Here is a 23,890-nt window from a genome sequence, read left to right as displayed (position 1 = left end):
TCTGTTTTCTCCTGCTTCAGATTAAACCTGACTTGATGGCGTAGTTCACCAAAGCGGTGGAGTTGGAGAGCTTAAGCTTTTGCAGCATTTTGTTTCTGTGCGTATCCACAGTATTTTTACTTATTTGAAGCTGCTTTGCAATCTCTTTGCTTGTTTTTCCGCCTGCAATGTGACGAAGAATTTCGTATTCCCGCACTGTAAGCAGAAGAACAGTCTTCGGCCATGGTTTCATGCGCTTTCTGGGTTTAACACCTTTCAGTGCTTCGGTGAATGAGTGTACGTCATTTTCAATGTAGAGAAAATTGATTATACCGTATTTTTTGAAATAGTATTTCTGGAATGGATTGCTTTTAGAGGTGAGGAGCATAACAGTTACAGAATTTTCCTCATCCAGAAAAGGGCGTATACAGTCCTCATCAAAGTTGCTTGAAAAGATATCAAAAATAACAAAATCAGGCTTAAATGTGTTTTCGGTATTTGCCAGTTTTTCCTTTTCATCGTAACGCAGCGTGAGGCATTTATTCCCCTGAATAGTCAGTATTTCGTTTATCCATTCGAGATGAATGGTGTTGTTGCTGATAACAAGATAGTTTTTCATCCTAACCTCAGTCCGGTAATGCTTAGAGTGTCTTAAAAAATCACTATAAATATGGTTTATCATGTGGGCGTGAAAATATCGTGAAGGAAAATCAGACTGATTACGGATAAAAGATTAGAATGGCTAGTATTTAGAAATTAATGAAGTAACCCAGACCTTTAGCGCTTTTAATGCTGTCATTTCCTACTTTCTTGCGAAGGAATTTAATATGGCTGCGGAGTGTTTCTTTTGACATGTATTCGTTGCGCCAGATTTCTGTTTCAAACTTTTCGTAGCGGACTATTCTCCCTCTGTTTTCTATAAGGATTTCGAGTATCCGTGACTCTATATTGGTGAGGGCAATTTCCCCGTTAACTGATGTAATGTTTTTCAGAGGGATGTTATAGACAAGTCCGTTTTCAAAGCAAATCTGCTCGGGGTTTCTGTCCTCTATTTCACGGACACATTTGTAAAGCGCTCTCTTCAGATTCTCAAGCATTACAGGCTTAACCAGATAACGGCTTATATCAAGCTCAATTGCCTGTAAGGTGTACTGTTCATCTGTGTATGCTGTTGTCATAAGGATACGTATATCTTTGTCTACATTGCGTATTTTCTTAATAAGCTGCAATCCGTCAATATACGGCATTTTTATATCGGCTATGAGGATGTCCGGCTTTTTTTCTGAATAGAGGCTGAATGCCTCGTTGCCGTCAGCCGCACAGCGGAGGGGACCGCAAAGCTTTCTGAGTATCATCTCATAGCTTTTGCGTATCCCTTCATCATCCTCTGCGTAAAGAACAGAATGTTTTTTGAGTTTATTATCAAGCTCATTCATATTACAGCTATCACTTTTTAGGCTTAATCCTTACGTAGTCTGCCAGTATTTCCGCATGATCAAACGCCAGATCCGCGGGCAGGGAGTCAAGAGAATAAAACTGTGCAGTTTTGGCATCGTCTCCTGCAACCGGTTCACTGTCTGATTCGGTGTAATAAACAGCGGAAGCCACATGCCCCCGTTTATCCCTTGATGGGTCGGAGTATATGCCGAGGAGGCTTATATCAGAGGCTTTTATTCCTGTCTCTTCCTGAAGCTCTCGCAAGGCGGCGTCTTCAATTTTTTCTCCGTACTCCACAAAGCCGCCGGGAATTGCCCACCCTTTCGGTTCGTACTTTCTTTCGACAAGAAGTACGGAGTTTCCGTTTCTCACTATGACATCCGCAGCAACACGGGGAGTATATACAAAAGTTTTGCCGTATTTAAACTTGAGTGACTTGTAAACTGTTTCGCAGTACGGGGCGCTTTTACCTGCAGCTTCCAGACGGCTTATAACAGGCATAAGTATGCCGTCAATCTCCGGCGTCCTGTTTTTCTGTATATCTATCAGCATACTTGTTTTGTAGTCGTCAAGGTTATCATTATGGGCGATCAGAGGCATCCATTCGGATTCAGGGATTATGACTCCCTCTGTCTCTGCTGCTGCCAGAGTTTCCTTAACCATCTTCACCATCATGTCAAAAACTTCGGGGTCTTTTGCCATCTTCCCGCATCTGCTTTCCAGAAGGGCTGAAAGAGGGTTGTAGGCTATGTTCCAGACAAGTTTTTTCCAGAGAATATATTTGATGTTTTCTGCAGCGTTATATTTAAGCCCCGATTCAGCAAGGATAGCCTCAAAATCAGCTTCTTTTGATTTGCTTTCTTTGCTGAATGCACCGAAAGTTATTGTTCCGAATGCTGAATGTTTAAGCACTCCCGGTGACTCTATCCATACTCCGATGTAAAGACTGGCTGCAAGCACACGATCCTTACCGAAATATTTTTCAAGAACTGCCGGGTTTTCCACACCGTTTTGAAAGGAAATGGCGTATCCGTCTTTTTTCAGGTGCTTAACAGCGCCGGCGCAGACTGTTTCCGTGTCCTGTGATTTAACAGCGAATATTATTATATCATATTCGCCGGTAAGTTCTCCCGCAGCCTTCACCGGAACAGTAAAATCTCCGTGAATTCTGCTCTTAAAGCTGAGGACACCTGTTTCCTGCATAGCTTTCAGGTGCGTTCCCCTTGCGATAAGTTCTGTATTTATGCCTGCTTTTATAAAAAATGCACCATAATAGCAGCCGATAGCACCGGCTCCCACTATGGCAATGCGTTTATTTGAAAGTGATTTGTCCATCCTTTAAAACCGCCTTGAGATTTTTGCGTTTTTTGTATCTGCCCGATATGAGTATGTCGGACAGATTATCTTCAACATGTGTCTGGAGCAGACGCTTGATGGGTCTTGCGCCGTAGTTGAAGTTATAGTCCTGTTCAAGGAGAAACTCCTTAACTTCCTCATTGAGGGCGACAGTTTTCTCATGTTTTTCAAGCCTCTGGTTGATTTCCTCAACCTGAAGATCGATGATTTTGAAAAGCTCTTCTTTCCCAAGTGGTTTGAACACAATGTGATTGTCCACCCTGTTGAGAAATTCCGGTGAGAAGCGATCTCTCAGCTCACGGAAAGCGTTTGATTTAAATTTGCCGTAATCTATCTCAAAGCTCACTTTATCTTCAGATGTGCTGAAGCCCATTGAGCGTGAATCCAGCGTAAGCTTTGTGCCGAGGTTGGATGTCATGATGATTACGGTATTCTTAAAATTCACCATGTGCCCGAAGCTGTCATGTATATGCCCTTCATCCAGAATCTGAAGAAGGATATTCATTACCTCCGGGTGTGCCTTTTCTATTTCATCAAAAAGCACCACGGAGTAAGGTTTTCTGCGTACCTGTTCGGTGAGCTTGCCCCCCTCTTCGTATCCCACATATCCGGGAGGAGCGCCCACAAGACGGGAGACGTTGAACTTTTCCATAAATTCGCTCATATCAATCCGTATGAGTGAGCCTGCCGAACCGAAAACTATCTCTGCCAGACGTTTTGCAACTTCTGTTTTGCCCACGCCTGTGGGACCCAGAAATATAAAAGAACCGAGAGGACGGTCGGGATTATTGAGCCCTGCGAAACTGCGCTTTATGGAGCGTGCGAGGGCATCAACTGCCTCATCCTGACCTATAACAAATTTCTTTATGTCTTTTCCGACGTTTGCGATGCGTTCCATCTGGTCTTCCCTAAGCTTCTGGACAGGGATTCCGGTCATCATCGCAACAACTTCGGACACTTTGTCTTTGTCCAGTGAGGGCCAGTTGAGGTCAAGCTCCTGAGTCCATTCACCCATGAGATTGCGGAGTTTACCGCCGAGACGGTCAATATCTTTGGTAACTTTCTCCACAGAGTCAAAGTCATTGTCGGCTATGAGTCTGTTGCGCTTATCCATGGCAGCGTCAAGCTTGTTTTTTACTTCCTTGAGGTTATCAGGGAGGATATTAACGCTGAGTTTCAGCTTTGAGCATGCTTCATCTATTACGTCTATACTTTTGTCCGGCTGAAATTTATCTGTGACGTATCTGTCTGTCAGGTAAACTGTTTCCTTGAGTACATCATCGGGTATATAGACCTTGTGGAAGTCTTCATAATATTTCCTTATTCCGCCGAGGATCTCAATGGTCTCATCTGAGTTGGGCGGATTTACGGATATGGTCTGAAAGCGTCTGTTCAGAGCGCCGTCTTTTTCAAAATGTTTGCGGTATTCAGTGAGGGTTGTAGCACCGATACACTGGAAAGAACCTCTTGCGAGAGCCGGTTTAAGCATATTTGAGGCATCGATTGAGCCTTCCGCCGCACCTGCGCCGACTATGGTATGTATCTCATCAATGAAGACGATGATATTTGTAGCCTGTTCTATCTCTTTGATCAGGTTTTTCATTCTTTCTTCAAACTGACCTCTGTACTTTGTGCCTGCGACAAGGCTGCCCAGTTCCAGAGATATCAGGCGCTTATTCTTAAGAAATTCCGGTATTCCGGAGGAGACCATTTCTCTGGCAAGTCCTTCAACAATGGCAGTTTTACCCACACCGGGCTCACCTATGATTACGGCATTGTTCTTTATTCTTCTGCATAGGATCTGGATCAGTCTTTCTATTTCTCCGCTTCTTCCTATCACGGGGTCAAGCTTTCCTTCCTTGGCAAGCTCAGTGAGATCCCGCCCGAATTCGTCCAGAGTGGGGGTTGCAACTGATGTTCCTTGGGTTTTTGTGGAGGAGAGGGCACGTATTTCCTCTCGTACCGGGGCAAGCTCGAAGCCCAGCTTGCTAAGGAGCATGTAGGCCTTGCCTCTGCGCTCACGGAGCAGACCCAGAAGTATGTGTTCGGTGTTGATATATTTGCTTTCAAGCAGACGTGCTTCCTCAACAGCAGCTTCAAGCACAGTTTTACCCATAGGGCTGAACGGCAGGCTGCCTTTTATCATCAGGTTTCTGCCCTGAACGCTCATTTTTTTAATGTCATTTATCAGGACATTCGTATCCAGCCCCCGCTTATTGAAGATATCAGCGGCGACTCCGGTTTTCTCCCTGAGGAGTCCCATAAGGATATGTTCAGTATCTATCGATATCTGGAGGAGCTTTTCGGCAGCTTCTCTGGAGTAGAGTATCACCCGCCTTGCTCTGTCAGTGAAGAGATCAAACATGTGTTTCTGCCCCCTTTGTTTAAATGTATGTTTATAATTATATGGTCTTTAAACACTTCTTTTCAATACTAATATGGTTCGGATGTTATTTGGGAGCAAAAAAGTCCGTTGACAAATATTCAGGTGAAAGCATAATAAGTCATTAGTAATAACGGGGTGCATCTATGGGAAAGGCAAACCTTTTTTCACTCATGCTCGTTGCGGGAGACAGACCCGGTATCGTGGCTGATGTAACAAAAGTTCTCCTTGAGAATAATTTTAATATCGAAGATTCAAGCTCCACACTGCTTCAGGGTTTTTTTGCTGCTATTTTTATAGTGAGCCACGAGGAACCCATGGGCGAATGTGAAGTTAAAGAGCTTTTTGAAGGGCTTCTGGAGAAAAAAGGCGTTTCCGTGAAGGTTCAGAGCATGACAGAAACAGAGCAGGCGCCTGCCGGAGATCATTACATTATTTCTGTTTACGGCTCCGACAAGCCGGGAATAGTTCATAAAGTGGCTTCGTACCTTTCTGAAACAGGTATAAATATCATTGACCTCCAGACCAAAGTTGCGGGAAAGGAAAAAAACCCGATTTATATAATGGTTCTGGAAGTTGTTCTGCCGGAATATTTCCCCGACAAAACATGGACCGACAGACTGAAGGAAATTTCCAAAGAGCTTGGAACAGACATTCACGTCAGACAGATTGAAACATACGAGTTGTAATATATGGCAGTCAGAGAAGTTCTGGTTTACCCTGATCCGGTTCTGAAAGAGATTTCAGAGGATGTGACGGAGCTGAACGATAAGATTAAACAGGTTATAGAAGACCTGAAAGATACAATGGATTCGTCCTCGCATTCAGTGGGGATAGCGGCGCCGCAGATAGGCGAACTTTACAGGATAATAGCAATAGATCCGGGTAAGAACCCCAAGTGTGAGCAGAACCACGGCAAACAGGTGCTTATCAATCCGGTGATCCTGAAGTGGGAAGGAATAACCCCTTTCAGGGAAGGGTGTATGAGCGTGCCGGATTACACAGGCAACGTTAACAGGGCAAGGAAAATTCTTGTGCAGTATCATGATGAAAATCTGGAGGAGAAAGTGATTGAGACCGAAGGTTTCGAGGCGATCCTCATTCAGCATGAGTCCGACCATCTTGACGGTGTTCTTTTTATAGACCGTGTGATCTCACGAAGAACAGACCTGTTCAGACGAAAAAAATACAAATAAGAACGGCAGGTTCACTCTGCCGTGAGCATGTACATAAAAAAACCGCCCCGGGGTTGCCCGGGGCATTCCGCACTACTTTTTCATTATTTCCTTCAGTCTGCTGATAAATGCGTCTATATCTTTTTTGTCGGTGGCAAAGTTGGTCATGAGGCGTATTTCGTTTATTTTCTCATTCCAGATGTAAAAGCCGAACTCGTTTATGATTTTATCAATCGCCTTGCGTGGAATCTGTACGAAAACTGCGTTGACCTCCGGTGTGCTGCTGAGTTTTACTCCTTCGATGCTCTCAAGCTCCCTGCCCAGATACGCCGCCATGCTGTTGGCGTGGCTTGCCGCACGAAACCAGAGATCATCCTCAAACATTCTTTTAAACTGTGCCGCCACAAAGCGGAACTTGGAAAGAAGCTGCATGGACTGCTTGCGTATATATTTGAAATCTTTGGCTAACTGCTTATTAAAGAAGACGGCTGCCTCGCCGAACATCATCCCTGCCTTTGTTCCTCCGAGGCTGAGAATATCAACACCCAGCTCACCGGTGATCTGACCTATAGTTTTGTTCATGGCGCATGCAGCATTGATTATTCTTGCGCCGTCCATGTGCAGATACATACTGTTCTCATGGGTTATACGTGCTATTTCTTTTACTTCATCAACCGTATACAGGCTGCCTGCTTCTGTTGCCTGCGATATAGAAACCATAGCCGGCTGGACATTATGCTCAAAACCCATACAGTGGGCGTATCTGGTTATGTCATCAGGAGTCAGTTTCCCGTTATAAGACGGAACAGTGAGAAGTTTGCATGAGGTGAATCTCTCCGGAGCCCCACATTCGTCAACATTGATGTGACCTGTGTCAGTGCATATCACTCCTTGAAAAGGTCTGAGAACAGAAGCAATAAGCGCAACATTTGCCCCTGTTCCTGTTAGCATGAAGTTAACTTCTGCATCCCCAAGGTGTTTTTTGAGAATTTTTTTTGCCTCTTCTGTTGTCTGATCATGACCATAAGGTCGTGAAAACCCATTGTTTTCAGATATTAACGAGTTCATTATCTCCGGAAGCACTCCTGCGCAGTTATCACTGAAAAAACCTGAATACATTATATAACTCCTTATTAGAGATGATATTTTATTGTTTTAGAAAATAACATGTCAACCTGTATTTTTTATCTGTTATCCTACTTTATTGGTATTTTCGATCTGTCTTTACAATATTTCCTTGCATAAATAGTTAAATTGGATCACTATATCCCTATGGAACTATAACCATTATTGATAGACACAATGCATAGCCAGGGTGGCAGATGAAAACAAATTTCAGTTCAGGATTGACTGATTTCGGTATTCTTACTGATTCCGACAGCATCGTGATTGTAACTGATAAAAACAGATGTTTCCTTTATGTCAACAAGGAAGCAGAGAAATTTTTATCTGTCTACGGAAGTGAGTTTTGCGGCAGATTCTCTTCAGATATTTCCGACTCCCTCTCACCTTCCTATGTTTCCACCAGAAGCATAACTCTTTCCGATTCAGAGAACAATACCCGTACATACCGTTTTACAAGAATACCCATGAACAAAGGCGAAGGGAAGTTTTTGTGTGTTGGTACTGATATAACAGAAAGCATCAACACCGAATACGGTTCTGCGGATCTTCCGGATATTCTTGAAACAGTTACAGAGCATCTCCCTTCCGGTGTTGTTATTTTAGACACGGAACTTAGAATAAAGTTTGCTAACTCCTCCGCAAGTGAAATGCTGGTTCTTGATAACCGCAAAAACTGGTTTAACAGGTGTATCAAAGATTTTTTCGCCGGTAAGCTCGTTGGGGACAACTGTGTTCTCTATGATTATGTTTGTCCGTTTGACTTGCTTCTTAAAAACGGTAACGCATTTTACGGTGAGCTTTTTTGCTCCTGGAAAGATGACGGGGTTGGTTATGTGAATGTCAGCGCATCACTCAGCAGGGATGCCACAGGTAAGGTCACCGGTATAGTCTGTACTCTTGAGGACTGCACTGAGATAACCAAAACACGCAGACTTCTTGAAAAAAGCGAAAACAAATACCGGCGTCTTACTGAGCTTTCCCCTATGGGTATAGTTGTCCATGAAAATATGAATATTACTTATATAAACCCTGCCGGGGCAGAGATCTTAGGTTATGAAAAACCGGAAGAAGCTTTAGGTGTCAATATGTTATCTTTTGTTCCAGAGAATGAAAGAGAAAATGTTAACACTTTCACCAGAGAAATGATCAGCAAAGGCAGACCTGTTGTGGGTTTTGAAAGGACACTGATAAACAACAAAGGCAAACAGATAACAGTAAAAATGTCCAGCCAGTCTTATGAAAGCGGCGGCGGGATGGCTGTACAGAGTGTTTTCAGAAATATTACGGAAGAGAAAAAACGCTCTGAAGAGATAATGAAGCTTTCTCTTGTTGTGGAGCAGAGCCCGGTCTCTGTTGTTATTACAGATTCATCAGGGCACATCGAATATGTGAACCCTGCTTTTTGCGAAATAACAGGATACAGCTCAAAAGAGGTCACGGGGAAGAATGTAAATATTCTTAAATCAGAAATACATCCGCAGGAATATTATAAAAACCTCTGGGAGACTATACTCTCCGGTGAAACATGGAGCGGCGAGCTTTGCAGCAGAGGAAAATACGGTGATATATTCTGGGAGCTTTCCACAATAACCCCTGTGAAGTGCAATAAAGGGAACCTGCTTTTTTATGTGGCGGTGAAAGAGAACATCACTGATAAAAAACTCCGTGAGGAAAAGATACGTCACATGGCAATGCACGATATCCTCACCGGTCTGCCGAACAGGTTTCTTATGAGAGACAGGCTCGAAAGCGTTCTGGAAAGAACCCATAGATACGGGGAGATGGCGGCGCTGCTTTTCATTGATCTTGATGGGTTTAAGCATGTGAATGACAGTTTCGGGCATAAGGTCGGGGATGAGGTGCTGAAGGAAACATCAAGACGCATACTCACAAGTATACGCACAGCGGATACTGCATGCCGGATAGGCGGGGATGAATTCCTTGTTATATTAAGCAAAATAGAGAACAGAGAAAAAGCCGGAGCTGTTGCCAGAAGAATAATAGAAATGATTTCACGTCCCTACAAGGGATGCGGTGACGCTCAGGTGATCGGAGCCAGCATAGGGATAAGCATTATTCCCGATGACGGAAGCAACATTGATGAACTGGTCAGCAAAGCTGATTCCGCCATGTATGATGTGAAACACGGCGGAAAAAACGGCTTCGCTTATTTTTTCGACTTTCCTAAATAATGTTCAAGCTCATATATCAGAGATTTCAGGACTCTGTCAGCTGATGCGAGATCCTCTTCGTTGAATCTCGGCGCAACGGGATCAACGTTTTCTCTCATTGCGTCATAAACCTCGCTGTAAAGTTCCTCACCCTTGGGGGTGATTTTGAGAAACTGGGAACGCTTGTGTCCCGGGTTTTTGCTGTATTCTGCGTATCCTTCATCCACTATATCATTGGCGAGTCTCTGTATATACTGTCTGGAAACGGAGCGCATTTTAGCTATCTGCGGAACAGTCTGCGGACCATACAGCTTAAGAATTCTCAGCAAAGCCCAGATCCTTTTGCCTGTTTCGCTCACAGCCCCTATTTTTTTCCCCGCTTCCTGAATTATTCCGAATGCCCGTGCTGCTTCAACTACAAAATCAAGGATAATTTCGGTTTTCTTGTCGTTTGTCATATTGCCTGAAATCATTCATGCCTCCGAATTGGTTAAGGAAATATAATAAACGTAATTTTTAAAATAACAATAAAAAATGACAATCGGATTGCCAGTTTAGTTATCACGGCAAATATTGCAAAACTTCTTGCAGAAGTATAAAATAGCAGACTTAAAAAAAACGGAGGCATCCAATAGAAGTATTCGGTCACCTTGAAGGGCTCCGCCCGCAGCAGATTAAACGTCTGGAAAAACTTTACAACAGAAAGTCATCATCATTCTCCGTGGTTTCACCCGAATTCGCAAGGGCTCTCTGCGAGCTTTCCGCTGAGACAGGCAGACAGACTGCGGTTCTTTTCGACAGAACAAATACAGTGCAGTACGTTATTATAGGCGGTTCATCGGAAATTGTTATTCCTGTACTGAGCAGATACCGAATAACCCCCGGCGGGCTTCGTGGACTGCGGCTTGTTCATACTCATACGGGCGGGGAGGATCTTACCGATGACGACCTCACGGACCTTGCTCTGCTGCGTCTTGACTCCATAACAGTGCTTCACGGAGACAGCAGAGGCATACCCATGAGTATGCAGACTGCTTATCTTCTTCCGCCGGACAGTCAGGATATGTTCGGGTTTCTGGGTGATACTGATCCGCATAGACAGAATACAGATTATTATGAATTTATAACGGCTCTGGAAAAAGAGATTGAGGATAAAACCAAAACTCTTTTCAGGGTTAAGAACGCTCATTCCGCCATACTTGTGGGTTCATACCGCAGGAAGCATGAGGCGGAAGAGCATATGGCAGAGCTTAAAGAGCTTACGGAAAGCGCAGGGATGGACGTGCTTGAGATATACACACAGATAAAGCCGCAGATTCATCCAAAATATGTAATGGGTCCGGGCAGGCTCAAAGAGGTGGTGATCCGTACCTTGCAGACCGGAGCCGATTTCATCGTGTTTGATAACCCGCTTTCTCCGGCTCAGTCCAGAGCGGTTTCGGAGTTTACGGAGCTTAAAGTGATTGACCGTACACAGCTTATTCTGGATATATTTGCCCGCCGTGCCAAATCAAATGAAGGAAAAATCAGGGTGGAGCTTGCCCAGCTTAAATATATTCTGCCGAGGCTTTCCGGCAGAGATGATGCACTTTCAAGGCTGACAGGGGGGATAGGCGGACGAGGACCCGGTGAAACCAAACTTGAAATAGATAAACGGCGTATTAATGACCGTATAGCCTTTCTTTCAAAAAAGCTTGAAAAGATTGAGCAGAACAGAACAGTGCAGAGAAGCCGCAGAAACAGAGGCGGTCTGCCTATTGTCTCTATAGTGGGTTATACAAACGCCGGCAAATCGACTCTTCTGAATAACCTGACTCAGAGTGAGGTCTATTCGGATGATTTGATGTTTGCAACCCTCGATACAAGCTCAAAGAGGATACGATTTCCCGAAGAGCGGGATGTTATCATAACTGATACGGTAGGTTTTATCCGTGACTTGCCGGATAATCTTAAGGGAGCTTTTAAATCTACTCTTGAAGAGCTTAACGAAGCTGATCTGCTGGTGCATGTGGTGGATATATCAAACCACGGCTTTATGAACCACATCCGCTCTGTCGAAGCTGTTCTGGCTGAACTGGAACTCACAGACAAAAAGATGATTACTGTTCTGAACAAAACGGATCTTCTGCCGCAGGAGGAGAGGGAGTTTGTGCTTAATGATGTACTGCCCGACACAATGTTCGCGGATGCGAGGCTGCACAGCCTTATGGAAATAAAGAATTCCAGACCTGATGCAGTGTATATTTCCGCTCTTGACAGAAAAACGTTCCGTGTGCTTCTTGAACGCATACGCTTCTCTCTTTTTACAAAGGGTAAAGGGCGTGACATACCTGTGGAGACTTATTTTAATGATGACGCCGAAACAGATTATTGAGCACAGAGCCAGACTATACGCCGAAGGGAATGGCGGCGGAATATATGACCTTTACTCCGAAAACAGCGAGCTTAAACGTTTTTTCCCTGACATTGAGTCATTCTGCGGACGCTTTGCGGAAATGACAGCCGAAAGCACACATGCCGGACTGAATATTGTTAAAGAAAAGCAGAAAGGCAAATTTGCCGAGGTGTCTTTTATAGAATATTTTTCAAAAGACGGCAAAATTTTAAGCTTTTTCAGCAAAAGCAGACTTGTTTTTGAGGACGGCAGATGGCGTATCCTCCGTGAAGAGCGTGAGGTAAGCATAAAGTAGCATCTTAGTTATAACACCCCCTCACAGCGGGGTTCGGAGGAGTATATGAAGATCGGGTTTATAGGACTGGGCAATCTTGGTACAGCAATGGCAAAAAGGCTGATCGAGCAGGGCTTTGAGCTTGTTATCTGGAACAGAACCCTTGAGAAATGCGAAGGGCTGGGAGCTGAAATTGTGCTTAGTCCTGCTGCAGTGGTATCAGCGGCTGATATAACCGTTCTGAATCTTTTTGATACTTCCGCTGTCCTTGATGTGCTTTGGATGGAGAACGGGATTCTCTCTGCGGATATGGAAGGCAAGCTGATAATAGACACCAGCACCAATCATTTCGGTGATGTGTTCCAGCTTTATGATGAGGTGGAGTCAATGGGCGGAATGTACCTTGAAGCTCCTGTTCTCGGCAGCACAGTGCCGGCCTCAAAGGGGCAGCTTGTGGTGCTTGCTTCCGGCTCTGCGGCGGCTTATGAAAAGGCACGTCCGGTGCTTGATGCCATAGGCAGAAAAACATGCTATCTTGAAAAAGAGGGAGCAGCGTCCAAAGTAAAGGTGATTAATAATATGCTTCTTGGGGTTTTCTGCGCTTCCATAGCCGAAGCTGCTGCTTTGGGTGAAAAAGCCGGAATAGACAAGGGAGAACTCCTTGATATTCTTGCAGAGGGTGCGGGTAAATCACTTGTAATGGATGCAAAAAAAGACAAAATTAAAAACAGCGAGTTTTCCGCTCAGTTCTCCGGTGCCTGCATTTTTAAAGATATGGGATATTTGCAGTCCCTTGCCCACGAACTCCATACGCCTCTTTATACCGGTTCAATTGTTAAAGAGCTTTACGGTGAAATGTTCCGCAAAGGAATTGCAGATGAGGACTTTTCCGCAATATATAAAATTTTCAGCGGCGGCTGATTTTTATTAAATTCTGAATAACGGTGTTGCTATGTCGCTTAAAGAAGGTCAGATGATGAAAAGCAAAAACTACGGAGAATACATAACTTCCTATGTGATTTCACGCCTTGATTTGGTTATGGGGCTCTCAAGAGTTGTGGATCTGGTGAATCCTTTCATAAACAGCCATCACCAAAGGGTTGCATTTATCGCAGGCGTGATAGCAAGGGAATGCGGGCTGCCGGAAACGGATGTTAATGACGTAGTTGCCGCTGCCGCTTTACACGACATAGGTGTCGTTGCGGAAAAAGAGTTTAAGGAGCTTGCCAATCCCGAATTTGCCGGGCATGAGTACGGTCACGGCTATGTGGGGCACCTGCTTTTTAAAAACCAGAACTGCTTCGGCAACATATCACAGATGATCCGCTATCATCATGAAAAGTGGAACCATGGCAAAGCCTCGTACGACTTGGGATCAAAGCTGCCGGAAGGCGCACTGATAATCCACCTTGCCGACAGAGTGGATATTATGACCGACAGAAACAAAAGCGCACTTGAGCAGAAAGCTGTGGTGATGGAAAAGATAGCGTCCATGAAGGGCAGGTGGTTTAAGCCGTCTCATGTTGACGCTTTTATGCACATAGCAGAGAAGGAGTCCTTCTGGTTTAATCTTGAAGAACCGGATAAATACAGGCTTATCAAGCGTGACTACCGTTTTAACACTCTGGTTCTTGGTTCAGAGGAAATCCTTGAAATCTCAAAGCTGATCAGCCGGATTATTGACTTCAGATGCAGCTTTACATCCACCCATTCAGCGGGTGTGGCAAAATCTGCCTCTATCCTTGCGGAAATGTGCGGAATGGACGCCGAGTCTGTCCGTAATATGGAGATAGCCGGATACCTGCATGACTTGGGTAAGCTTGCCGTTCTGCCGGATGTTCTTTATAAAAACGGGTCGCTGAATGTGAGCGAGCAGAGGATGATCAAAAAGCACACCTATTACACCTATTACGCCCTTAACTGCTTCGAGATCTTTGACAATATCAAGGAGTGGGCATCATTTCATCATGAAACCCTTGACGGCAACGGCTATCCTTTTCATGTAAAAGGGGACAGGCTTGACCTTGGCTGCCGGATCATGGCGGTGTCGGACATTTTTACCGCACTCACTGAAGACAGACCGTACAGAGCAGGCATGGATAAAGAAGGGGTTATCAGCGTTCTTGACGAGCTTGTGCGGAAAAACAAGATAGATGCCCGTGTTGTGGGGGTTCTGAAGGATAATTACCAACTGATAAACACCGAACGGGACAAAGCACAGAGCGCCGCTGCGGAATCATTCAATAACTTTCTGGACAGTATGCAGAACAAGGGGATCGAGCTTTACCTTGAGGAGTGAGGAATTAATTTTATAATAACTTTAATTTTTAGTACAATTTCATAAATAACCTATATTATCAAGGAGGTTAAAAATGGAAGAGCAGATGTACACTGTAAAATTGATTCAAGACTCAACGCTCAATGGTACTCTTGTCGGCGTTCTTGTTGGCAGTGGAATAACAGTAATTGGCAATTATTTGATTGAACGACTTAGAATAAAAGCTAAGAAACAGGATGAAAATAATAGGTTACTAATAGAACTTAAAGAAAAGATTGCAGATATACCAAAAAGCATTACGGAAATTGACGAGGATCAGATTAAATTAACGCTCTTTCGTCAAATAACAGAATTAATGAGTTTTTATCAAAAAGTGAACCATATAAGCAAAGTCAAAAGGACAAGGTTGCATATAAGCTTTATGGCTTATCACAGGGAGCTTCTTGAGATAGCAAAAGAACTTGATCCAAATGATCCAAATTTTTCTTTTTTAGGAGTAATTACTTTTAAAACAGCATCTATTGTGGATATAATTAATAAGTATATTAAATGATATTAACTTTGGGTCCAAGAAGTTAATCTATTTTTATTATTGTGCGTTTAAGGATTGAGAACACGTAACTCATTTTTGTTATCACTCCCCTGTTCCGGTGAACTCAACTGAGAATAGGGGTTTGTCATCGGGGAATTTTTCCAGCACTTTTTCGCCGTATTCGTCCATGATTTCGGTGAGGGCTTTGTCCGCCCAGAGGTTTTCCGGTACTTTGTGGGTAGCCACATAAATATCACGGCAGACTGTGGTGAAATAGTCCATCCGGTTGCTTGTCCAGCATTCTATTCCTAAAATATCAATGCCGTAAGTTCTTGCCTTATCAAGAAGTTTTCTTATATTATCCGCATCGAAAAACGGGGTCTCCGGTTCATGTTCCGTAGTGTGGAAATGAATACCGTCAAGAAGCTTATCATGCAGTTTAGTGGTCATTTTTTTAAAAGTCATTGCTGTAAAACCTGAAATATTAATAGAATGATGTTATGAATTTAAGTCAAGGATACATCTGAAATGAACGCCTGTCAAGCAGTTGTTAAGTAATATGCTGTGAAATATATCCTTTAAGACATGGAATGTGCATTTTTGGTGTTTGTATGCTAAAACATATTAAACTTAATATTAAACACGGGTGAATTATGAATAAATTTGACAAAGCCGCACCCACATGGGATGCAAAGGAACGCAGAGTGAAACTGGCAGAGGATATAACATCTGCCATTATGAAGAAAGTTAATGTTAACAAATATATGTCCGTTCTTGATGTCGGCACGGGCACAGGCTTGATTCTGCTGAAGTTTCATGGCAGGGCAGGAAAGCTGACCGGTGCGGACAGCTCTCAGGGGATGCTGGAAACTCTTAAAGAAAAGGCGGTGCAGACAGGAATAAATGTTGAAACCCTGAAATTTGATGTTGTATCTGATGAACTGCCTTCAGAAAATTATGACCTGATTACCACCGGAATGATGCTTCATCACCTTGAGGACATAGGTGTATTTTTCCGAAAAGCATATGCGGCTCTCAAAAAAGGCGGTCACCTCTGTGCGGCTGATCTTGAGTCTGAGGACGGGAGCTTCCACGACCACGGCGCAGGAGTACATCATTCAGGATTTGATAAGGCGGAGATAAAAAAAGCGGCTGAAGAATGCGGTTTCAGAAATATTTCTGTTGAAACTGCAGCCCATACGGCTAAGGAGCGTGACGGAGAGGTCAACAACTACGCTGTTTTTCTTCTCTGCGCTGAAAAATAAGCATTACGCACCCGGCAACAGTATTATTTGATTAATATACTAAGAAAAAAGTTAATTTTTTATGTTCATATAGTATTCACACAAGATCCCGTCAAAGCGGGCTTTTTTTATTTTTGAATTTTCTGACAAAGTGTTTTGAAAAATCACATTTGTTAATAAGCTGAAAATAAATGTTGATCCGCTGAAAATACAATGGTATCCATTGTTTAGTTATCAAGATTTCTTATAGGTATGTTTGGTTTTCTTGATAATAACAAAAACGTTGCATGTTTGAAAACGATAACACAGTTGCCGAAAGCTCCATATGGGTTTAAAATTTGCTTTATCTGATATAGTGAGGCAGAAAATGGAGCAGAACAGAGAAAATGCCTATGCGCTTCTGACGGAGTACACCAAGTCGGACTCTTTGCTGAAGCACGCTCTGTCCGTTGAACAGGCAATGAGGGCATATGCCCGCAAGCTTGGCGGTGATGAGGAAAAATGGGGAATAACGGGGCTGGTTCACGACTTTGACTATGAACTCTACCCGACCCTTGAGGATCATCCGTTCAGAGGGTGTGAGATACTAAAGGAAAGAGGCTGGGCGGATGATATTATCCGTGCGGTGATGAGCCACGGGGAACACACTGGCGTAAAGCGTGAAACCCCGATGGAGAAAACTCTTTTTGCAGTGGATGAGCTTTGCGGCTTTCTTCTTGCCTGTGCTTATGTCCGCCCCGACAGGAAGATCGCAAATGTTGAAGTAAAAAGTGTTAAAAAGAAGCTTAAAGATAAAAGCTTCGCAAGGGCAGTAAACAGAGAAGACATCGCCAAGGGCATTGAAGAGCTTGGAATAGATGCTGACGAGCATATCGGCTTTGTCATAAACGCACTTTCCGAAATCTCAGACGACCTGGGGCTTTAATGAATTATAAAAGGCTACACCTCTGGAGGGGCGGTGCAGAGTAGTTATCGGACTCTGTAACCGCCCTTTCCGTATCATTTGTTTCCGCAAAAACTTTTCTGAAAACAGCCAGTCGGTTGGACTTCTCCATCTGCGCCTTCCATGAACCATACTGAATTCCGTATCCTGCCAGCTTTTCAAGAAGTTTAGCCGTTTTGGGAGGCACAACCACAGGGGGGAGGCTGCCGAAGGGTGTTCCCGCCAGCGGCATAAATGTGTGGCTGTGAACCTTTGCGCCCATTGTCCAAAGCTCTGTCATGAAGCGGATGTTCTCCTCTTCGTCCTCTTCGGTTTCTCCCGGCAGCCCGAACATGAAGTCAACGTTAGCACCGAATCCTTTTTTTAAAATAAGTCCCACAGCCTTTCTTACATCATCAACAGTGTGGGAGCGCCCTATGTGCTTTAACAGCCTGTCACTGCCTGTCTGCGCACCTATAACTATGTTGTTGTTTGATACATAAGCTGCCAGAAGCTCCATTGCCTCTTCTGTTACCGAAGATGGAAAAACTTCCGAAGGGAATGAGCCGAAGTGTATGCTGCTTTCCCCTGCGCATTTTTTCAGGTCGTTCAGGAATTTTTCTATGAACATTATATTCGGTTTACCAACGGTTTTACTGCCGTAGGAGAGGCAGTCGGGGGTGATGAAGCGTATGTCTTTCACGCCGAGAGATACAAGCCTTTCTGCATATTCCAGAACCTTTTCAGGAGATCTGTGCCTGTAGTGTGCGCCCTGAATATAGCTTGTCTGACAGTATTTGCATGCAACGGGGCATCCTCTGGTGATTTCTATATAGCTGAACTTGGTAAGGCGCATAGGGAATGGAGGGTAATCATCGAGGTTTACAGCATCGCTGCGCCCCTTTGAAACAAGCTTGCCGTCTGCCAGTGTGCAAACCCCTTTTATGGAAGCCGGATCCTCCTCCCGCATTACTGCTGTTATCATGGCAGGGAAGGAATATTCCCCTTCTCCTTTTACAATGTAGTCAAATCCGCATTTCAGAGTTTCCTCGGCTGAACCGCTTGGGTGAGCCCCGCCTGCAACATACAGAGGACGCAGCGGCAGGTTGTTAAGAGTTTTTTTGAGGAAAAGAAGATCTTTTACCGTGTCAAGGAAATGGAGCGTGGTGAAGGAAAAACATATGACAGGGACAAAGCCATCCTCCGCCGCTTTTGCAGCAGCAGATGCCACAGCATCTCTGTCCCACATAACAAGAGGCTCAATCTCCACTGTTTCAGGAAAAATCTGCAATGCTCCGGTCAGGGCGGCTATGCTGTTTTTATTAAACTTGTGTGAGAGGACAAATATCTGAACTTTTCTCAAAGAGATCTCCAGTTTTTCCGCAGAAAAAAATAGCTCTTTTACTGTTTTTTGGCAAAAGAAAAATGCAGGGGTGATATTTTAGGTGCTATGAGTTATAATTAAAAATCTTTTAAGGTGAATGAATTGAGTATTAAAGACAGAAAATATACACTTTTTGCCGTCATGGCGGGTTATTTCCTCACAGGGTTTATGGGAAGCGCAATGGTTGTCGCTGTGCCGGTTATTGCGCTTAATTTACAGATGAGCGTCACAATGACGGGCTGGGTAATTTCCGGCTTTGTTCTGGCGAGTGCCATTCTTCTGATGCCTGCGGGCAGATTTGCTGATTATCTTGGTTACCCTGCTGTGTTTAAAGCAGGCATGGCATCTTTTGCCGCTGCTACTCTTGCGTGCGGGTTTGCACCTTCCGGCGAGTTTCTGATAGTTTTCAGATTTTTGCAGGGCTCTGCGTCAGCTCTTATTTACTGCAGCGGAATGGCGCTTATCTCCTGCGTGTATCCGCCGGAAGAGCGTGGGCGTGCTATAGGCTGGGTAACATTTACAGTATATACAGGATTATCGGTGGGACCTGTTATCGGCGGTTTTCTTAATGAGCTTTACGGCTGGCGGAGCATCCTTCATGTAACATGGGTTCTTGCGGCGCTTGTTGCGGTGTATTCGTTTGCAACACTTCAGCCAGTAAAGGGGCGTGAAGGAAAAGTGAGCGACTACAGAGGTATGCTGTTGTTCATGCTTATGGTTCTGCTGATATTCGGCGGACTGTCAGTCCCTGATGTACGGGGATATTCCGCTTTTGTTTTGGGGCTTATAGTCATGGTGGTTATGACTGTTTACGAATACAATCAGAAAGATCCTCTGATAAATGTGCGTCTGTTTTTCGGCAACCGGACCTTTGGTTTTGCAAACAGCGCATCTATGCTGAATTACTGTGCCACATCAGGTGTTTTGTTTCTTGTGAGTATGGAGTTGCAGCTTAATTACGGATTAACATCCGAAAAGGCGGGATTTGTCATGCTGGCTCAACCCCTTGCCATGGCTGCGGTTACGCCGTTTGCCGGGAGGATGGCTGATAAATCAAACCCGAAGAACCTTGCCTTTGGCGGAATGCTTATAATAGCCCTTGTTCTTGTTTCAATGGCATTTATGACCGGCAGGGCGGAGCTTTATCAGGTTTCGATCATGCTGTTTATTCTTGGGCTGGGTCTGGGTCTGTTTTCGACTCCGAATAATACTGTGATCATGAATTCAGTGGAGAAGAAGGACTACGGCTTTGCCTCTTCCACCCTTTCGACCATGAGGCTTATGGGACAGACATTCAGCATCGCAGTATCCGTTATAATACTGAATATGTTTGCAGGGTCTGCTAAAATAGAAACAATGAGCGAAGAAGGATTAATAACCGCTTTACGCATGGCTTTCATATTGTTTTCACTTATCTGCGCCGCCGGAGCGGTTATGTCACTTGCAGGCAGAAATACCCTTAAATAAGTTCTGGAGGTGGTTTTATGCTGAGAGTTTTTAAAACTCCGGAAAAAAGACTCGGATCCGCTCCGGGTACACTCCATGAGGAATCGGCTGATTTTGGCTTTTTAGCCGCCTGTACAAGCTACAACGAAGATGTTTTCGAGCATAGCTCCTGCGATACTGTGGAAGCCTGCATCGATGCGATTGGACGGGAAGGCACAATAAACTGGCTTAATGTGACAGGCGATGCTATTCACGGTGTTCTCCGTGAGATAGGGCGCAAACTGAATGTGCATGACCTCGTTCTGGAGGACATCCAGAACGCTTCCCAGCCTCTTAAGTTTGAGGAATATGACAATTTCGTTTTTATAGTCGTTAAGTCATTGATGTACAGCCATATCAGAGAGGACTTCATCATTGCGGACACGAAGATTCTCGTGGGTGAGAATTACGTTATAACCTTCAGCGCTGAACCTGTGCCTATGTATCTTAAGCTGTTCAAAAGACTTTCTCAGAAAAATACCAAGCTCCGCAAGCTCGGTGTACCTTATCTTCTTTTTGCTCTTCTGGATGCACTGAGTGACGGCAGCTATGAAACCCTCAACCGGATTATTGATATTATGGAAGACCTCGAAGGGACTGTTCAGGAAAACTTTCAGGATTTTGACGTGGCTGAAATATACCGCATCAAACAGCTGATGGGGCACGCCAAGCGCTCTCTCTGGCGTTACATGGAGATAATAAACAGCATAAAGGTAAGCGACTATATGGATATACCCGATGATGTTCTTCCTTATTACAAGGACTTGGAAGACCACTACAAACACATGCGTGACATTGTGGAGTCGGTTCATGCCACAGCAACGGACATGTTTAATCTCTATGTTTCGCTCAACGGACAGCAGATGAACGAGGTGATGAAGGTTCTTACTATTTTTTCCGCTATATTTATTCCGCTGACATTTATCGCAGGTCTTTACGGCATGAATTTTCAGAACATGCCGGAACTTGCAAAGCCATGGGGCTATCCGGCGGTTTTAGGGCTTATGACTGCCGTTGCGGGGGCTATGCTTGTTTACTTCAGGCGTAAGAAATGGTTTTAAGCACCTGCCTTAAGTTTTGCTAAATAAAGACGTATTATAGCCTGCTCTATTCGGCCTTTTCTGCGGGAAGGCACAGGAACACGGACGAGCATGTTGATGGTTTCGCTGTCATGAAATTCAACTGATATGCGGGGCTCAACGGAAGGAACCTCAAGACCGGCTCTGGTACTGACCTCGGTCATGTATTTCACTGCACTTTCAAGATATTCGGTGCATACCTCGTTTGCTGCATCAAGAAGAACTTTCTCAATCTTTTCTATATCCTCATTTGTTTTCAGAGGAATGCTGAAAATATGAAGCATAAATTCATCAAGATAGGTTTCGTTTACCACCGGACTGCTCATAAACAGGCTGTTGGGAACGGTGATGGTTCGCCCTGTGTACTGGTGAGTGGAGCTGATTTCAAGGAGAGTGGTGTTAATGAGATTTACGTCTATAACATCGCCCCGCAGTCCGTTGATCTCTATTCTGTCTGAAATTCTGAAAGGCTGGCTGATGCCCCTTATTATTCCGGCGAGGAAGCAAAGCAGAAGCTCCTTGGTGGCTATAACAACGGCGACAGCAATAGCAGCAAGGGAGATGGCTATATTACGGATATGAGAAAGCCAGATTATGCTTACTATGAGGATTACCGTAAGGAAAAAAGCATTCCTTGTGGTGACAAGTACACGTCTTTTTGCATCAGCATTCGGGAAAGTATGCTTCTGGACGTATCTTAGAAAAATTATGCGTGAAATTATGGCTGTAATGAATACAAGCGCTGTGGTAATAATGCGCCACATCAATTCCTGCTGCATCAGGAGATACCTCTTTAAAGTCTTTTGAATATAGGGTATTTTGTGAATAGGGGGAAATGCTCCCGCAAGATATATGCTATTGGAAATAAGGAGTCAAGTCAATGAAATACATAGATCTCACATATACGATTACAGAAAACATGCCTGTTTACCCCGGTACAGAAAAGCCTGTGCTTGAGAGGCTTGAGATAGACGGATACAGGGAGACACTTTTCCATATGTTTTCCCACACAGGAACACACATGGATGCGCCGTACCATGTCTTCAGGGATGGCAGAAAGCTTGATGACTACTCCATAGGTGAGTTCACAGGAAGAGCTGTGGTGATCGATGTACCCTGCGGAGTAAAGGTGATTGAACCCGATATGCTGAAAGCCGCAGAAGGTTTTGAGTTTATTATTCTCCGCACAGGCTGGGGCGCCAAGTGGGGAACAGATGAATACTTTGACGGATTTCCGGTTCTTTCACTTAGTGCAGCGGAATATGCCGCAGGTTTGGGGCTGAAAGGAATAGGGCTTGACTCCATTTCGGTTGATGAGGTGGGGAATAACACCCTGCCGGTACATAGAGTTCTCTTAGGCAGCGGTATGCTGATTATCGAAAACCTCGCCGGGCTGGAACAGCTGCCTTCTGAGGTGAACTTTACCGCACTGCCGCTGAAGTATGCCGATGCGGACGGATGCAGTGTTCGTGCATTTGCTTCTTTTTAGGCAGGCTTTTCAGTAATAGCGAATCTGTCGTCAAATATTTTTTCCAGAACAGAGATTACATCTTCTCTTTTTAATCCCCCTTTCCCGCAGCCGGGCAGGGGGAGCGTTATGCGTTCCAGCTTCCTTTTATTCACTTCTTCCAGAAGCTCCCTTGCGGAACGCTCCACAAGCCGGAGTTCCGCATAGGAAAGCCACGATTCCTCCACAGGGAAACTGAACACCTTATCGCCCAGATAATGAACCCTGTTGCCTTTCTCTGTTATCAACCTGCCAAGCTCACATGCTATCCGGGGCAGTTTTGCTGCAACTTCTTTTGCATTGCCCCTGCCCATGTTTGCTTTTCCGTCCTGTTTTACAGTGCCGTTAGTGGTCACAGCTATGTACTCAGTTCCGGCAAGCTCTGTGAGTTCCTGACTGATGAAAAGCATCTGTCAGCTCTTTGAAAACATTTCCATAAACGCCGCAAGCAGTGCGTTTGCTTCCGGTGTTTCATCTATAAGCTCCATTATTCTGTCAGGCTCTTTGATTTTGTGTTTCTGATGTTCTGCATACTGCTCCATTATGAAGGAGTCAAATTCAGGGTGAAACTGAACTCCCCATGCGTTTTTTCCGTACCTGAAGCCGTGTATGGGTTCATAACCGTTTCCCGCAAGCACAACACAGCCTTCCGGCAGTTTAAGGACTGACTGGGTGTGTGTGGCGTGGGCTGTGAATTTTTTAGGCAGAGTTTTAAAAAGAGGGTCTTTTTTGCCCGCATCTGTGAGTTCAACCTCCACTGTGCCTATCTCCGCACCGAAAGGGTGGTTGTCTACTCTGCCGCCGAGGGCATAGGCAAGAAGCTGATGACCGTAGCAGATACCCAAAAGAGGTATCTCTTTTTCAATTGCGGATTTAATCCATTCCGCTGTTTTTTCGCTCCAGTCATGGTGATCTGTGACCATCTCATGTGCGCCGGAAATAATAATTCCTTCATACTCCGAAGGTTCAGGAAGCTTATCACCGTTCTGAACGTCTATAACTTTTACCTGTTTCCTGAAAGCGCCCATAAAGCGGATTATCCAGTCTGAAAAGCCGCCGTAGTTATCTTCAAGCTCTTTCAGAGTGCTGCCCATTTTCAGTACAAGGAACATATTTACCTCTTAATTATTAAGTTCATAGGCTAAGAATATACCCTCATAAGCA

General features: G+C 44.4%; 24 protein-coding genes. 13 read left to right on the top strand and 11 right to left on the bottom strand.

What is annotated here, in order from left to right; genetic code table 11:
• Positions 1-16: 16 nt before the first annotated feature.
• The 4 genes from ACYRYY_RS05685 to ACYRYY_RS05670 form a co-directional block, all read right to left on the bottom strand.
• Positions 17-598 (bottom strand): helix-turn-helix transcriptional regulator, encoded by a 582-nt coding sequence (locus ACYRYY_RS05685; protein ID WP_460214611.1) that lies wholly within the window; start codon positions 596-598, stop codon positions 17-19.
• A gap of 130 nt (positions 599-728) precedes the next feature.
• Positions 729-1,415 carry a response regulator transcription factor gene (locus tag ACYRYY_RS05680; protein WP_460214610.1) on the bottom strand — a complete coding sequence of 229 codons (687 nt, stop codon included), beginning with the start codon at positions 1,413-1,415 and terminating at the stop codon, positions 729-731.
• Positions 1,416-1,425: 10 nt separating this feature from the next.
• Positions 1,426-2,751, bottom strand: a complete 1,326-nt coding sequence (locus ACYRYY_RS05675) for a 2-dehydropantoate 2-reductase (RefSeq protein WP_460214608.1) — start codon at positions 2,749-2,751, stop codon at positions 1,426-1,428.
• Positions 2,729-5,137: an ATP-dependent Clp protease ATP-binding subunit gene (locus ACYRYY_RS05670; protein ID WP_460214606.1), complete on the bottom strand. Its 2,409-nt coding sequence runs from the start codon at positions 5,135-5,137 to the stop codon at positions 2,729-2,731. Before ACYRYY_RS05670 ends, ACYRYY_RS05675 begins: the two co-directional genes overlap by 23 nt.
• 164 nt (positions 5,138-5,301) lie before the next feature.
• Between ACYRYY_RS05670 and ACYRYY_RS05665 the strand changes: the two genes are divergently transcribed.
• Both ACYRYY_RS05665 and def read left to right on the top strand, forming a co-directional pair.
• Positions 5,302-5,844, top strand: coding sequence for a glycine cleavage system transcriptional repressor (locus ACYRYY_RS05665; RefSeq protein WP_460214605.1), 543 nt, complete (start codon positions 5,302-5,304; stop codon positions 5,842-5,844).
• 3 nt (positions 5,845-5,847) lie between these two features.
• A complete protein-coding gene (gene def, locus ACYRYY_RS05660; protein WP_460214604.1) occupies positions 5,848-6,351 on the top strand; it encodes a peptide deformylase in 504 nt (167 codons plus the stop codon).
• A 72-nt stretch (positions 6,352-6,423) separates the two neighbouring features.
• On the opposite strand, the gene ACYRYY_RS05655 is transcribed toward def, so the two are convergent.
• On the bottom strand, positions 6,424-7,449 hold the full coding sequence (locus tag ACYRYY_RS05655) for a threonine aldolase family protein (RefSeq protein ID WP_460214603.1): 1,026 nt from the start codon (positions 7,447-7,449) through the stop codon (positions 6,424-6,426).
• 203 nt (positions 7,450-7,652) lie between these two features.
• Between ACYRYY_RS05655 and ACYRYY_RS05650 the strand changes: the two genes are divergently transcribed.
• Complete coding sequence (locus ACYRYY_RS05650; RefSeq protein ID WP_460214602.1) at positions 7,653-9,647, top strand: PAS domain S-box protein; 1,995 nt, start codon at positions 7,653-7,655, stop codon at positions 9,645-9,647.
• On the opposite strand, the gene ACYRYY_RS05645 is transcribed toward ACYRYY_RS05650, so the two are convergent.
• On the bottom strand, positions 9,623-10,099 hold the full coding sequence (locus ACYRYY_RS05645; RefSeq protein ID WP_460214601.1) for a MarR family winged helix-turn-helix transcriptional regulator: 477 nt from the start codon (positions 10,097-10,099) through the stop codon (positions 9,623-9,625). The genes ACYRYY_RS05650 and ACYRYY_RS05645 overlap by 25 nt on opposite strands.
• 248 nt (positions 10,100-10,347) lie before the next feature.
• Between ACYRYY_RS05645 and hflX the strand changes: the two genes are divergently transcribed.
• The 5 genes from hflX to ACYRYY_RS05620 all read left to right on the top strand — a co-directional run bounded on the left by hflX (position 10,348) and on the right by ACYRYY_RS05620 (position 15,126).
• On the top strand, positions 10,348-12,000 hold the full coding sequence (hflX, locus tag ACYRYY_RS05640) for a GTPase HflX (RefSeq protein ID WP_460214600.1): 1,653 nt from the start codon (positions 10,348-10,350) through the stop codon (positions 11,998-12,000).
• Positions 11,975-12,316, top strand: coding sequence for a hypothetical protein (locus tag ACYRYY_RS05635; RefSeq protein WP_460214598.1), 342 nt, complete (start codon positions 11,975-11,977; stop codon positions 12,314-12,316). Before hflX ends, ACYRYY_RS05635 begins: the two co-directional genes overlap by 26 nt.
• A 45-nt stretch (positions 12,317-12,361) precedes the next feature.
• On the top strand, positions 12,362-13,216 hold the full coding sequence (locus ACYRYY_RS05630) for an NAD(P)-dependent oxidoreductase (RefSeq protein ID WP_460214597.1): 855 nt from the start codon (positions 12,362-12,364) through the stop codon (positions 13,214-13,216).
• Between the two features lie 31 nt (positions 13,217-13,247).
• Positions 13,248-14,594, top strand: coding sequence for an HD-GYP domain-containing protein (locus tag ACYRYY_RS05625; RefSeq protein ID WP_460214596.1), 1,347 nt, complete (start codon positions 13,248-13,250; stop codon positions 14,592-14,594).
• Positions 14,595-14,667: 73 nt separating this feature from the next.
• Positions 14,668-15,126 (top strand): hypothetical protein, encoded by a 459-nt coding sequence (locus tag ACYRYY_RS05620; protein ID WP_460214595.1) that lies wholly within the window; start codon positions 14,668-14,670, stop codon positions 15,124-15,126.
• 81 nt (positions 15,127-15,207) lie between these two features.
• Here the strand turns inward: ACYRYY_RS05620 and ACYRYY_RS05615 are convergent, their stop codons facing one another.
• Positions 15,208-15,570 (bottom strand): hypothetical protein, encoded by a 363-nt coding sequence (locus tag ACYRYY_RS05615; RefSeq protein WP_460214593.1) that lies wholly within the window; start codon positions 15,568-15,570, stop codon positions 15,208-15,210.
• A gap of 188 nt (positions 15,571-15,758) precedes the next feature.
• Between ACYRYY_RS05615 and ACYRYY_RS05610 the strand changes: the two genes are divergently transcribed.
• Both ACYRYY_RS05610 and ACYRYY_RS05605 read left to right on the top strand, forming a co-directional pair.
• A complete protein-coding gene (locus ACYRYY_RS05610) occupies positions 15,759-16,370 on the top strand; it encodes a class I SAM-dependent methyltransferase (protein WP_460214591.1) in 612 nt (203 codons plus the stop codon).
• A gap of 346 nt (positions 16,371-16,716) precedes the next feature.
• On the top strand, positions 16,717-17,274 hold the full coding sequence (locus ACYRYY_RS05605) for an HD domain-containing protein (RefSeq protein WP_460214590.1): 558 nt from the start codon (positions 16,717-16,719) through the stop codon (positions 17,272-17,274).
• Positions 17,275-17,278: 4 nt separating this feature from the next.
• Here the strand turns inward: ACYRYY_RS05605 and ACYRYY_RS05600 are convergent, their stop codons facing one another.
• Positions 17,279-18,634: a TIGR04013 family B12-binding domain/radical SAM domain-containing protein gene (locus ACYRYY_RS05600; RefSeq protein WP_460214588.1), complete on the bottom strand. Its 1,356-nt coding sequence runs from the start codon at positions 18,632-18,634 to the stop codon at positions 17,279-17,281.
• A 123-nt stretch (positions 18,635-18,757) separates the two neighbouring features.
• Between ACYRYY_RS05600 and ACYRYY_RS05595 the strand changes: the two genes are divergently transcribed.
• Positions 18,758-20,122: an MFS transporter gene (locus tag ACYRYY_RS05595; protein WP_460214587.1), complete on the top strand. Its 1,365-nt coding sequence runs from the start codon at positions 18,758-18,760 to the stop codon at positions 20,120-20,122.
• Between the two features lie 17 nt (positions 20,123-20,139).
• Complete coding sequence (gene corA, locus ACYRYY_RS05590; RefSeq protein ID WP_460214586.1) at positions 20,140-21,201, top strand: magnesium/cobalt transporter CorA; 1,062 nt, start codon at positions 20,140-20,142, stop codon at positions 21,199-21,201.
• Here the strand turns inward: corA and ACYRYY_RS05585 are convergent.
• Entirely contained in the window at positions 21,198-21,998 is an 801-nt protein-coding gene (locus ACYRYY_RS05585; protein WP_460214585.1) for a mechanosensitive ion channel domain-containing protein, read from the bottom strand. The genes corA and ACYRYY_RS05585 overlap by 4 nt on opposite strands.
• Positions 21,999-22,099: 101 nt before the next feature.
• Here ACYRYY_RS05585 and ACYRYY_RS05580 point away from each other — a divergent pair, with 101 nt between their 5' ends.
• The gene (locus tag ACYRYY_RS05580) at positions 22,100-22,708 is read left to right on the top strand and encodes a cyclase family protein (RefSeq protein WP_460214583.1); all 609 of its coding nucleotides are present in this window, start codon (positions 22,100-22,102) and stop codon (positions 22,706-22,708) included.
• On the opposite strand, the gene ACYRYY_RS05575 is transcribed toward ACYRYY_RS05580, so the two are convergent.
• Positions 22,705-23,136 carry a macro domain-containing protein gene (locus ACYRYY_RS05575; protein WP_460214582.1) on the bottom strand — a complete coding sequence of 144 codons (432 nt, stop codon included), beginning with the start codon at positions 23,134-23,136 and terminating at the stop codon, positions 22,705-22,707. The genes ACYRYY_RS05580 and ACYRYY_RS05575 overlap by 4 nt on opposite strands.
• 3 nt (positions 23,137-23,139) lie before the next feature.
• On the bottom strand, positions 23,140-23,838 hold the full coding sequence (locus ACYRYY_RS05570) for a glutamine amidotransferase (RefSeq protein ID WP_460214581.1): 699 nt from the start codon (positions 23,836-23,838) through the stop codon (positions 23,140-23,142).
• Between the last annotated feature and the right edge of the window lie 52 nt (positions 23,839-23,890).

Source organism: Geovibrio sp. ADMFC3, assembly GCF_054687035.1.
This window is presented reverse-complemented; position numbering and strand designations above follow the sequence as displayed.